The 12,219-nt window shown below is 55.8% G+C and carries 12 protein-coding genes; 1 reads left to right on the top strand and 11 read right to left on the bottom strand.

Annotated features, from left to right (window positions below):
• Nucleotides 1–11: 11 nt before the first annotated feature.
• From BLR63_RS31285 to BLR63_RS18805, 10 genes are all read right to left on the bottom strand, one after another.
• Entirely contained in the window at nucleotides 12–335 is a 324-nt protein-coding gene (locus BLR63_RS31285) for a hypothetical protein (protein ID WP_130926126.1), read from the bottom strand.
• Between the two features lie 31 nt (nucleotides 336–366).
• Nucleotides 367–1,110 (bottom strand): hypothetical protein, encoded by a 744-nt coding sequence (locus tag BLR63_RS18835; protein ID WP_010566814.1) that lies wholly within the window; start codon nucleotides 1,108–1,110, stop codon nucleotides 367–369.
• A gap of 12 nt (nucleotides 1,111–1,122) precedes the next feature.
• A complete protein-coding gene (locus BLR63_RS31280) occupies nucleotides 1,123–1,557 on the bottom strand; it encodes a hypothetical protein (protein WP_130926125.1) in 435 nt (144 codons plus the stop codon).
• Nucleotides 1,558–1,595: 38 nt separating this feature from the next.
• Complete coding sequence (locus tag BLR63_RS18830) at nucleotides 1,596–2,348, bottom strand: hypothetical protein (RefSeq protein WP_010566815.1); 753 nt, start codon at nucleotides 2,346–2,348, stop codon at nucleotides 1,596–1,598.
• A gap of 12 nt (nucleotides 2,349–2,360) precedes the next feature.
• Nucleotides 2,361–2,750 (bottom strand): hypothetical protein, encoded by a 390-nt coding sequence (locus BLR63_RS31275; RefSeq protein WP_130926124.1) that lies wholly within the window; start codon nucleotides 2,748–2,750, stop codon nucleotides 2,361–2,363.
• Nucleotides 2,751–2,777: 27 nt separating this feature from the next.
• Nucleotides 2,778–3,530 (bottom strand): hypothetical protein, encoded by a 753-nt coding sequence (locus BLR63_RS18825; RefSeq protein ID WP_010566816.1) that lies wholly within the window; start codon nucleotides 3,528–3,530, stop codon nucleotides 2,778–2,780.
• Between the two features lie 12 nt (nucleotides 3,531–3,542).
• The gene (locus BLR63_RS18820) at nucleotides 3,543–7,016 is read right to left on the bottom strand and encodes a T6SS effector BTH_I2691 family protein (RefSeq protein ID WP_083365962.1); all 3,474 of its coding nucleotides are present in this window, start codon (nucleotides 7,014–7,016) and stop codon (nucleotides 3,543–3,545) included.
• The gene (locus BLR63_RS18815) at nucleotides 7,016–7,894 is read right to left on the bottom strand and encodes a DUF4123 domain-containing protein (protein ID WP_010568048.1); all 879 of its coding nucleotides are present in this window, start codon (nucleotides 7,892–7,894) and stop codon (nucleotides 7,016–7,018) included. The genes BLR63_RS18820 and BLR63_RS18815 overlap by 1 nt, the downstream gene beginning before the upstream one ends.
• Nucleotides 7,891–9,951 (bottom strand): type VI secretion system Vgr family protein, encoded by a 2,061-nt coding sequence (gene tssI / locus BLR63_RS18810; RefSeq protein WP_010568049.1) that lies wholly within the window; start codon nucleotides 9,949–9,951, stop codon nucleotides 7,891–7,893. The genes BLR63_RS18815 and tssI overlap by 4 nt, the downstream gene beginning before the upstream one ends.
• 80 nt (nucleotides 9,952–10,031) lie before the next feature.
• Nucleotides 10,032–10,550, bottom strand: coding sequence for an Hcp family type VI secretion system effector (locus tag BLR63_RS18805; protein WP_010563421.1), 519 nt, complete (start codon nucleotides 10,548–10,550; stop codon nucleotides 10,032–10,034).
• A 15-nt stretch (nucleotides 10,551–10,565) separates the two neighbouring features.
• Here BLR63_RS18805 and BLR63_RS31270 point away from each other — a divergent pair, with 15 nt between their 5' ends.
• Complete coding sequence (locus tag BLR63_RS31270) at nucleotides 10,566–10,976, top strand: hypothetical protein (RefSeq protein WP_130926184.1); 411 nt, start codon at nucleotides 10,566–10,568, stop codon at nucleotides 10,974–10,976.
• Here BLR63_RS31270 and BLR63_RS18800 read toward each other — a convergent pair.
• Nucleotides 10,938–12,209 carry an OprD family porin gene (locus BLR63_RS18800; protein ID WP_042947933.1) on the bottom strand — a complete coding sequence of 424 codons (1,272 nt, stop codon included), beginning with the start codon at nucleotides 12,207–12,209 and terminating at the stop codon, nucleotides 10,938–10,940. The genes BLR63_RS31270 and BLR63_RS18800 overlap by 39 nt on opposite strands.
• Between the last annotated feature and the right edge of the window lie 10 nt (nucleotides 12,210–12,219).

Below are 12,219 nucleotides of genomic sequence, written 5' to 3'. Positions count from 1 at the left end.
ATAGGGCTCGTTCACTTAATTGGTTTTTTTGGGGGGATTAGTTTTAATGGTTGTGTTGCTTTTTGGCTAAGTACAATGCCATCTTCTTCTTTTAGTTCACCACTAAAGGCAGTGTTAAGCCGGTCCGCTTCACTTGTGGACCATCCAAGCGCCACCCGAAATATATAACCACGGCCATCCCCTCGTTGAAGCACCCCAGGCGGATACTTGATCTCGAGTTCAAGGATTGGATCGTCTATAGGTGTGCCAATCCACACCTGCCAAAGTCGATGTTGTTCGGTGTTCGCACAAGTGAGGTCTGCGGGGTTAAGTTTCCTGGCAGGGCACTTGCGCATGGTCTGATCTTCATATGGCCAAGGCATAAGATCAGTTTAGTACATCTACTTTGCCGAACACGTAGGGTGTACCTGGTAGTAAGTTATTCTTGATAAGCTGAGTGACGCGCTCTTTGTCTTTTGGTGTGAAAAATATATATTGGCGCCCTATGGTCATGTAAATGGAGCCCTCTTGCGGTACGCTATACTCAAGTTCCATCATGACTCTATTGGTCGCGACTGTTGATTTTGTCAGTTCTTTCCAGTGTAAAAAATGATGATGATATTCTGTTTGCATGCGCTGATAGGTCTTGGAATTTGCCATTGATAAGTACATTAACCCCATCGCGCCAGGACCTATTAGCGCGCCAATTAAAAATGTCGGATCGATAGTTGTCAGGTAGATGAAAATTATTGCCATCATCCCGGTAAACCATTTTAGAAAGGTCAGTGCCCATTTGGGAAAGTCCTTCCATTCGCAATACTCCACTCCTGATTGGGTGAAGCGATAGGCGAAATTCATTCGTTGGTGAGTAACGCTCAGAAGAACAAGTAACATCAGAGAAAAAAAGAAAATGCACGAAGATATACGCCAGGATTGACTCATACCCTCGTAAACTGAGTACATGATCAATGTTGCTCCGAGTATTACGGTAGTCATAAATGAAAACATTAGATTGGCAACAAATGTGTTGTAGTTGCGCGCGCGGATTGACCATGTCATCAGTTCTGGCTCATTTGCATACTTCCACTGAAGTTGTGGCGGAAGGTCAAGTGCTTTGTCGAAATTAAGCATAATGGAACTCGTTCATTTAATTGGTTTTTCTGGAGGGATTAGTTTTAGTGGTTGTGTCGCTTTTTGGCTAAGTACAATGTCATCTTCTTCTTTTAGTTCACCACTAAAGGCAGTGTTAAGCCGGTCTGCTTCACTTGTGGACCATCCAAGCGCCACCCGAAATATATAACCGCGCCCATCCCCTCGTTGAAGCACCCCAGGCGGATACTTGATCTCGAGTTCAAGGATGGGATCGTCTATAGGTGTGCCAATCCACACTTGCCAAAGTCGGTGTTGTTCGGTTTTGGTATAAGTGAAGTCGGCCGGATTGGGTTTGCCGCCGGGGCCGTTGGGCAGTTGTCCAAGCTGTGTTGGATCAACCCAATTGCCATTGAGAAATTGCTCGTAAAAACCAATGGGCATGGCTCGCAGCCTATTCTCGGAGCGCAAAAACGTGGTCTCGATCATGGCTCGTCGCAAGGTCACCGCTTTGCCCGCCACAGTGATTAGTCAGTGCTCATGGGGACATTTACCTTGGCCTTGATGAACGGTACGCCCGGAGATAGATACGGTCTAATAACGTTGGCTACGGCTTCTTTTTGCTTGCGCTCGCAAAAAACATTGAGGCTCCAGTTAGTCTTATAGTCGTTTCCCTTTAACGTTATGCTGTATTTTAAGTCAACTACTTCTCTGTTGGTTGCGATGGCGAGTTGAGTGAGCTCTTCCCACTTGAATGTATGGTGGTGATATTCAGTGTGCATCTCTTGGAAACTTTTGGAATTCGCCATGGATAGATACATCAAGCCCATGCCTCCCGGGCCTATCAGTGCGCCTATTAAAAATGTAGAGTCGAGAGTCGCCAGAAAGATAAAAATGACTGCTGTGATACCAGTAAACCATTTTAAGAACGTTAATGCCCATTTAGGGAAGTCTTTCCACTTGCAATACTCCACTCCTGATTGGGTGAAGCGATAGACGAAATTCATTCGTTGGTGAGTAACGCTCAGAAGAACAAGTAACATGAGAGAGAAAAAGAAAATGCACGAAGATATACGCCAGGATTGACTCATGCCCTCGTAAACCGAGTACATAATCAATGTTGCTCCGAGTATTACGGTAGCCATAAATGAAAACATTAGATTGGCAACAAATGTGTTGTAGTTGCGCGCGCGGATTGACCATGTCATCAGTTCTGGCTCATTTGCATACTTCCACTGAAGTTGTGGCGGAAGGTCAAGTGCTTTGTCGAAATTAAGCATAATGGAACTCGTTCATTTAATTGGTTTTTCTGGAGGGATTAGTTTTAGTGGCTGTGTCGCTTTTTGGCTAAGTACAATGCCATCTTCTTCTTTTAGTTCACCACTAAATGCAGTGTTAAGCCGGTCTGCTTCACTTGTGGACCATCCAAGCGCCACCCGAAATATATAACCGCGCCCATCCCCTCGTTGAAGCACCCCAGGCGGATAGTTGATCTCGAGTTCAAGGATGGGATCGTCTATAGGTGTGCCAATCCACACCTGCCAAAGTCGGTGTTGTTCGGTTTTGGTATAAGTGAAGTCGGCCGGATTGGGTTTGCCGCCAGGGCCGTTGGGCAGTTGTCCAAGCTGTGTTGGATCAACCCAATTGCCATTGAGAAATTGCTCGTAAAAACCAATGGGCATGGTTCGCAGTCTATTCTCGGAGCGCAATTAGTCAGTGCTCATGGGGACATTTACCTTTGCCTTGATGAACGGTACGTCCGGAGATAGATAGGGTTTGATGAAGTTTGCTACCGCTTCTTTTTGTTTGCGTTTGCAGAAGATATTGAGATTCCATTTCACTATTCGCCCAAGGCGTGGATCAAAGTGACAAAATTTCAAGTCCACTACTTCTCTATTGGTTGCAATTGCTAGTTGTGTGAAATCTTTCCATTCATACATCAAGTGATGGTATTGCGTCTGCATCTGTTGGTAGGTTTTAGAGTGTGCCATCGACAAATACATCAACCCCATGCTACCGGGTCCAATCAGAGCACCAATCAAGAATGTCGGGTCAATGGTCGCCAAATAAATAAAAATAATTACAGCGATCCCGGAAAACCATTTCAGGAATGTTAATGCCCACTTTGGGAAGTCTTTCCATTCGCAGCACTCTATTCCTGAGCGGGTAAAACGATAGGCGAAATTCATTCGTTGGTGAGTCATGCACGAAATCGTGAATAAAATAAAGATAAAGAAGAATATGCACGACAGTGTTCGCCATGGCTGGCTCATTCCTTCGTATACCGAATACATGATGAACGATCCTCCCAATATAAGTGCGGCCATGAAGTAAAAAATTGAATTGGCTGCGAACGTGTTGTAATTTCTTGCGCGAATTGTCCACTCCATCAGTTCTAACTCATTTGCATACTTCCACTGGAGTTGTGGCGGCAGGTCAAGTGCTTTGTTGAAATTAAGCATAATGGAACTCGTTCATTTAATTGGTTTTTCTGGAGGGATTAGTTTTAGTGGCTGTGTCGCTTTTTGGCTAAGTACAATGCCATCTTCTTCTTTTAGTTCACCACTAAAGGCAGTGTTAAGCCGGTCTGCTTCACTTGTGGACCATCCAAGCGCCACCCGAAATATATAACCGCGGCCATCCCCTCGTTGAAGCACCCCAGGCGGATACTTGATCTCGAGTTCAAGGATGGGATCGTCTATAGGTGTGCCAATCCACACTTGCCAAAGTCGGTGTTGTTCGGTTTTGGTATAAGTGAAATCGGCCGGATTGGGTTTGCCGCCGGGGCCGTTGGGCAGTTGTCCAAGCTGTGTTGGATCAACCCAATTGCCATTGAGAAATTGTTCGTAAAAACCAATGGGCATGGCTCGCAGCCTATTCTCGGAACGCAAAAACGTGGTCTCGATCATGGCTGGTTGCAAGGTCACTTCTTCGCCCGCCACCGCAATAGGCAACTGGATCTGGACCCAGAACCCCAGCCATTTTCTCGGCGTACTACCGCCACCGTGATACAAGGCTCTTGCCAAAACGCTGGGGCGTTGCAGGGTTTCCAGTAAGGCGTACGTCTGTTTTTTATGCCCCTCGTCGCCCAGCCATTTAGGTTCTGCTCCGCGTCCCCAATTGCAGCGGTATAACCATAGGCGCAGCCCTTCGCGTTTGTAGCGGTTGGCCTCCATGGAGATCAGCAAATAGGCAATTCCGAGAACTGCCACGATGATAACCACGGGGGTGGACATCACCCAGGAGAAGCTGAACAAAGTGCCCAGGACTGCACCGGCGAGTTGGCCTGTAGCAATAAAAGACATTCCGAACACCACACCGAACTTCGCCCAAAGTAATGTGTTTTCCTCTTCACTGGTGGCCGAGCTGGCATCCTCGGAAATCTGCCAAGCCTCCAACCCCGCCGCAATCGCCCCAAAAGCCGCCCAAGTCACAGTCCGTAAAATCAATCCTTTCGAGGCTGCTGCAAACTCGTTCGCAACCGCCGCTTGAGCGCTACCACGTGAAGCTGCTTTGGCTTCGTTTAACCATTCGGTATATCCCGCTTGAGCCAGACTAAAAGTCTTACTACCAGCCTCAGCCACCATCTTCCCCGCCCGACTCCAAGCCGGCCCCACCCACAACGCCGCAATCGCGTTCGCCGTATACGCCGCATTCGCGCCCATCACCCGCCATTCTTGTGCCGTAAACCGCCCGTCGTTCGCGGCGTTGTTCGCGCTTTCGAACAGGTTCCACAGGTTCAAGCCCACCAGTAAAACCGGCAGGGCGTTGCCCAGGTTCTGGTTTATCCAGGCGTGGGTGCGGACGCTGTAGGCGTGGGTTCCGGCTACTTTCAGTTGGGCCTTCACTTCCGATGGCCCCAGGTCGGCGAGCCATGTGTTGATTGTCCACGGGTCGATACCCAGGCGTGTGCTGCCGGAGGCTTTGGCGGTGATTTGATTGGGGCGGTCCAGCCAGAGGATTTTCAGTTGCGCTTCGTGGTTTTGCAGGGCGTGGCGCGCGGTGCGGTGGTTGTGGGCGTGGCCGGGACGGCTGAGGATTTGGCGGGCGATGTCGATTTTGTCGTGCAAGGCTTTCACTTCTCGCAGCCATGCCTGGAAGTCGCGCTGGTAGGTGGGGTTGAAGGTCAGTTGGGTCGAGCTGGCGATTTCGGTGGAGAACAATACCTGGGTGGCGGCGAGGGTCAGTGCCAGGTGCTGTTTCATCGCCGGTAACAACGCGCTGCTCAGTCTGTGCCAGGCATAGCGGGCGTGGTCGTTGGCGACGTCGATCAGGGTGTTCATGGTGGCTTTGGCGACGCTGCTCATGGCCTGATAGACCGCGCTGTGCTTGACCGTCTCGAGGTCGAACACGGCTTTGATTTCGGTGCTGCGGGTGGCGAGGCTGGTGGCGTCGCCGGCGGAGGTGGGCGACAGGGCTGGGGAAGTGCCATCGCCCTCGCGGCCCAGGGCGTCGAGGCTGCCGGTGGCGCTGAAGTTGTGGGTCACTTGCCTGATCAACGCGGCGATTTCCGGGTTGAAGTTGAACAGTGCCAGGCCAAACAGGCGGGTCGGCGTTTCGGCTTGCGCGCACAACCACTGTTGCCCGGCCTCGGCGTTACCCAGTGCGGTGTAGAGGGCGTGGGCCGTTTCCATCAACAGGCTGGCTTGACCGGCCTCGCACGGGTCGTGGTAGACGGCTTCGGCGTGGGGGGCCAGTTGATCGAGCCAGGTGATCAGGTCGGCTTCACTGCGTTGGATATGTTGCTGCAACTGCAAGGCTTCGCGGGTGGTCTGGCTCAGGTACTGCTGCACTTCATCGAACCGCACATCCTCGCGCCACAAACGTCTGGCGTACCATTCATCGAGCGCGGTGCGCCAGGCCGTTGGCTCGGGCAGTGTTCCCCATCGGGCAATGAAACGTTGGTGGGCAGCACTCATGATCGAGGCGCCCGCCCACTCGGCCAGGTTGGATTCAAAGCCCGGGACATGGTCCTTGCCGCGCTGTACTTGATCATGGGCGTCCAGCAGCATGTACAGGTCGTCGGTGTAGGCCTGGCGTTGAAGGGGGTCAGTGATGGCCTTTGGAATCAATGCTTTGACGTCGAGGCCGCATAAGTTCTGCACGGCAAAGGCGCTTTGCAGGGTGTGTTGGTGCAGGGCCTCGAACTGGCTTTGCTCCATGAGCCGCCCGATCAGGTTCATGTTCAGGTCGTCGACCAGCGCCAAGGGGTCGTCCAGCGCGACGAACAGGGCGGTGTCCTGCGCCGGAACCCTGCCGCGCACGAGGGCGGCCTCGAAGGCCGGCTTGAACGGCGCGTCGGCGCTGGTTGGCTGGGTGGGTAACAGCGTGCTGGTGAAGGTCGGGGCCGTTTCGCCCCAGGCCAGGATGTCCGCCACGCTGTCGCCCAGTTCGGTGATGGGCGCGCCGTGGTCGATGTGGGCCTGGGTGCAGTAGGCCGGCAGGTCGACCTTGCGCATCCATTGGGTCTGCTGGGGTTCGTGGCTGCGTATCAGCTCGCACAGGCGCAGGGTCCATTGCACGGGGGAATAGGCGATATGCAGTTGGCTGTCGCGGGGGTAGAGCAGGTAAGGACGGGCCGCTCCCGGATGGTCGGGGTCGTCGTTGTCGGGCCAGGTGTGAGGGATGAACATTTCCCCCTGGACCTCATACTCATGCAGGGTTTTGGCGCTGCTGTCCCACACATACACCCAACCGTCGCGCAATTGGCGCAGGGTGTAACTGCGGCTTTTCAAGGGCGGCAAGGTACTGCCGGACCAGTTGGCGGGCAGCGGATGGGGGCCTTGGGCGCTGCCTTTTTCCGGTGACTCATCCAGGGCATATCGCACCGGGAAAATCGCCACTTCCTTTTGCATCAACGGGCACTGGCCACGGGTCATGGAGACGTTCTGGAATTCCTGGTTGCGGTAGGCCTGTCTGAGTTGGGCGGGGGTTGCGGGTGGACTCATCACACTTCCTCGTTGATCTCGATGGCCAGGCAGTCGTTATCCATCTGTTGGATACGCAACTCTGGAGCACGCTTGAGGGCTCCGGGCGTGCCGGCAAGCCACTGTTGATAGGGGGTATTGGGACGCAAGGTGAAACCTGGCCCCCAACGCAGGCTGTACTCGGTCCAGATGGTCAGGCTGCGTTCGCTGGACAGGCCCCAGGTTTCAGCTTCATCCAGCCGTTGCGCGAACCATTGCGTGCGGGTACGGCTGTCCAGCGTGGCCATGAGTGCTGGGTGGTTTTGTTCAAGACGTCGGTTCACACGTTCCATAAACCGCCAGCGGGCAGCTTGGTCGAGCGCGGCCAACTGGGCCTCTCCCAGTTGGGCGTAGGCATTTACCCATTCAGGCGGTGCGGCAGCGCGCAGCACACTTAGCCATTCAAAGGGCTGCGCAGGCTCCCAGGAGTGGTGGATTTCCGGGATGTACCAGGCTTCAATCGGTCCCAGGACCGCATCCAGGTGCTCGCGCTGATAACTGCCGAGCCAGGCGCGGGTCACCAGCGGGTCGGCAAACCGCAGCAAACCATCGCCTCCCAGTACGTCCGACGGCGCGATAAAACGCCTGAGATGCTCCGCAATGGCATGCATGGACGCGCGGCTGTAAAGCAGGCTGGCATCGGCTTGCTCAAAGGCGCTTTGGCGAATGTCGTTGATGAGGCCTGATGAGCCTTGCAGGGCGATCAGAAGGGGGCCCGAATCCTGTAGCGCTTGCCAGCGCGTGCCGATGTACAGCGGTATGACCTCAAGTGGTTCGCCGCGTTGGTACAACTGTTTGATGGCGTCGGGTCGCAACCCCCCATCCATCAACACAAAGTTGGCGCGTGGGGAGTTGTTCACTTCGTACGGTCCTTCTGTTCTTGTTCCTTCGCCGTCTGCTCGCAAATCTCACAGCGCGGCGTCATACGCATCAAGGCTTGTCGTTGCGCTGGCACCAGCAGTTGCCCCGGCACTTGCGCATCCGCCGCCTTCAACTGCCCCGGCAACAACGGCGCCGCCCCCGTGCCACTGCCAGGGCTGCCCCCGGAATTCAGTTTCGTCACCGGCGCGCTGACCCACACGCCGCTGCCATCGATTTTGATAAAACTTCCGCCGGCCTTGAGCGTCAGCTCCTTACCCGCTTCCACCACTACCTTCAGCCCGCTGCGTAGATGTATTTCCCGGCCCGCTTCGACGAACTGCCCCGCGCCGATCTTGACGTGCTGATTCATCGCCACCGTGAGGTGGTCGTCTGCCCGCGCCTGGACTTTGCGGTCGGCGTGGACGGTGTGGTGTTCCTCGGCCTTGAATTCGCTGTAGGCGTTCTTCTCGACGGTGTCGTGGCGTTCGTTGCCGACGCGGATTTTCTGGTCGTGTTCGATGTTTTCGTCCCAATCGCGCTGGGCGTGCAGGAAGATTTGTTCCGCTCCTTTTTTGTCTTCGATGCGCAGTTCGTTGAAGCCGCTGCCGCCGGGTGAACTCATGGTTTTGAACACGGTGCGGGTTTTGTTCGCCGGCAGTGGGTAGGGGGCGGGGTTTGTCTTGTGGTACAGGCAACCGCTGATCAGCGGTTGGTCGGGGTCGCCTTCGAGGAAGGTCACCAGCACTTCCATGCCGACGCGGGGGATGGCGATGCCGCCGTAGCGGGCGCCGGCCCAACTGCTGGAAACACGCAGCCAGCAACTGCTTTTGTCGTCGCCTCGTCCTTCGCGGTCCCAGTGGAATTGCACTTTGACGCGACCGTATTCGTCGCAGTGGATCTCTTCGCCTTGGGGGCCGGTGACCACGGCGCTTTGGCTGCCGAGGATGCGTGGTTTGGGATGGTTCAGCGGTGGGCGGTAGAACACGTCCCACGGCGTGGCGAGAAAACGGTTGCGGTAGCCCTGGTGGAAATCGTCCTCGGTGGTGCCGCTGGTGATGGATTCTTCTAGGACTTGGGGCTGTTTGCCTTCATGAAAAACCTCGGTCAGCAGCCACAGGTCGTTCCAGGCTTTACGTGGGTGATCGGAGAGTTGCAGGAAGTGGCCACTGGTCAGTGTGGTCTGGTCGCCCCAGCCTTCTGCCTGTTGATAGTCGGCACGGTGGCGCTCGACGGCGCGTTGGCTGAGGACGTTGCCACGGTCGCGTGTGAGAAAGCGGCCGGGGTAGTCGTAGTCTTCAAGGTCGGGGCCGGGATCATCGCCGTGGGATTTGTAGTCGGCCTCGAGTTGCAGTTTGGGCTTTTCAAAGTCGTAGTCGCGACGGGTCACGCGACCGGTGCGGGCGGCCAGGCGCACGCTGAAGCCTTTGATCACCGGTTCGTCGGCCACCAGGCCGCTGCCTTGGATGTAGGCGGTGGGTTGGCCGAGTCTGGGAAAGACGGTCTGGTCGTCGCCGAACACCAAGACGTGGCCGCGGGTGCTGTGCTGGAAGTGGTAGTGCACGCCTTCTTCTTCACACAGGCGCTGGATGAAATGCAGATCGGTTTCGTCGTATTGCACGCAGTAATCGCGGTCCGGGCACGGCTGGCCGAGGTGGAAGCGGTAGGCGTCGCCTTGGATGCCGTGCTCTTCGAGGATCAAGGCGATGATCTGCGGCGCCGACATCTGCTGATAAATACGTTGGTTGGTGCGGTGATGCAGGTATTGCAGGTGTGGCACCAGAGAGAGGCTGTAGCGACTCAGGCGCTTACCGGCATCGCCTTGGGCGACACGGTAGACCTGGCCGTGTACGCCGTGGCCTTGTGGGTCGAAGGCCAGGAATGCCCGCTTGTGCAGGAGTTTTTCCAGGTCGATGTCGGCTTTTTCGCTGACCAGTTCGACGTCGAAGCGATAGGGTTGGCTGATGCCTTCGGTGCCGGTGAACGACAGCACTTGCAGGTCGCCGGTGAAGTCTTCGAGGGTGAGGCTGAAGTGGGTCTGGTTGGCCGGTGCGAACATCCTTTTTTCCTTCTGTCATGCAGCGAAAAAACAACATCGGCCAGCCGCACTGGCCGATGTCCCGCAGGGGTCAGCCAGGCTTAGGCAACGACCGGCGCGCGCCAGTCATCAGAGCCCGAAGTGCCGGACACTTCGTGGGTCCAGGTGATTTTGCGGTAGGTGAACGCGACATCCTCCAGGTGGGTGAAGTGCGCGTTCGCCGGGTCCTGGCAGTTGTGCATGTGGTCTTTGATATCGACGATGATTGCGTCCTCGAGCTTGGTGGTGAAGTAGTGCTCCTGGGTGCCGGCCGCCGAGGTGCGGTACCACTGGATGGTGATTTCGCTCAGGCGTTCGCCGGAGGTCAGGGCCGCCAGCAGCAGCGGCGAGGATTTGTCGAAGACCTTGGTGATCTTGACGGGCTTGTGCACGCGCTGACCGGTGGGTTGGCCGGACTGCGGATCACGCGGGATGATCACTTCGTGACTGAAGCCCTGGACCATGACCTGGTCTTCGTGGCCTTCCTGATAGGTGTTGCCCACTGAATCGGCGGTGAAGGCCCCGGCGGTGATCAGGCCTTGTTTGGTGCCGGTGATGGACATGTAAGCGGGGGTTGCCATGGAGGTGCTCCTTGCTTGAAAAATGAAGGTACCCAAGGGGCGAAATTGCCCGTTGGGGAGAGTCTTCATATTAAACAGCGTGCCAATAAGAATAATTGCCATATAAAACAATTAGTTATCGAAACTCAGGCGGGGAAAACAGCTTTTTTCAGCGAAAAAAGGGGAAAAAGTGCGCAAGAAGTTGCACAGTGCTGTGCAACTTCTTGCGCATTTGGTTGCAGCCCTTGTAAATCAAGGGCTACAGAGGATTTAGGGGTGGTTTTTCAGCTTTTTACTGTGCAACTTTTTGCCATCTGGGCTGAGTGGCCCAGGTCGGACTTTTGCGTCGAAAAACACCGCTGCAGGCCGGCATTGCGCTCGGCCTGCGAGGCGATTATCGCCAGTGCCTCACCAGAGCTTCCAGGTGTAGTCGACGTTCACCCGTAGCTCATTGTCATCGCGATGGCTGGCCTGGGCGGTGAAGTCATTGCGGTACCATGCGTTGCGCACGCGCAGCACCAGGCCTTTGAGGGGCGTGCCCTGAAGCACGTAGTTGAGCTCGATGTCTTTTTCGCTTTCTTTCAGATTGCTGCCGCCCAGTTTGGGCAACTCGATGTTGTCGCCACTGACGTAGCGCAGCATGCCGTTAAGGCCGGTCAGGCCCAGAGCGGCAAAGTTGTAGTCATAGCGCACCTGCCAACTACGCTCCTTGGGGTTGAGAAACTCCGAGCTCAGCGTGCCTTCGGTGATGACCAATGGCTCTGTGCCGAACAGATACGGCATGGCGGTCTTGCCGGTCAGTTGCATGTAGCCGGCGCCGAATTTGTGGGCGCCGAGGCTGTACGTCAGCATCAGCGCGGCGTTGCGATTGTCCACCGGGCCGGCTTTGGCCGCGCCATCCTCGCCGGTGACAAACAGGCGAAAGTCGCTCTTGAGGCTGCCGGGCCCGATCGGGTGGTTGTCGACAAAACCATAGAAGTCTTTGCGATACAGATCAGCCAGTTCGGCGTGGTAGTACTTCAGCGTCAGTTGGGGCGACCAGGCATAGTCCCCACCGACAAAGGAAAACCGGTCCGACTCGGCGGCGCCCTTGAAGCGTCCGTTGGGCGAAGCCACCGACATTTTTTGATAGTTGGTGGAGTCGCGCAGGTTGATACGATCGAGCCAGCCGAGGTGCAGCGTCAGGTCGTCGATTTCCTGGGATTTCAGATACGCGCCACGGAAGGTCTGCGGCAGCAGGCGGGTCGGGCTGGCGAAGGCGATGGGCAAAAAGGTGCTGATGGTGCCCAGTTGCAACTCGCTCTTGGAGGCCCGGACCTTGCCGGTCAGGCCCAGCTCCGAATATTCGCTGGCCGGTTCGTGGGTCGTGGGGTTGTACGGCAGCAGGCCGGTTCCGGTGCGATCGGGCGAGGAGTCCAGGCGAACCCCCAACAAACCCTGGGCGTCCAGACCGAAGCCTACAGGCCCTTCGGTGTAACCCGAGCGCACGTTGAGGATGAAGCCTTGCGCCCACTCGCGAGCCGCCGCCTGGGGCGTCGCGTTCACGTAGTTGCGATCGAAGTAATAGTTGCGTATCTGCAAGTCGGCATGGCTGTCGTCGACGAAACCGGCGGCGCACGCTTGGCCAATGGACAAAACGCAGGTGCAGGCGCTGAAGGCCCGAAGAGAATTCCTGAGCATGGCAGTGTTC

The sequence above is a fragment of the Pseudomonas extremaustralis genome (assembly GCF_900102035.1).
GTDB lineage: Bacteria > Pseudomonadota > Gammaproteobacteria > Pseudomonadales > Pseudomonadaceae > Aquipseudomonas > Aquipseudomonas extremaustralis.
Note: the sequence above shows the minus strand (reverse complement) of the source record. Positions and strands in the feature narration are given on the sequence as shown.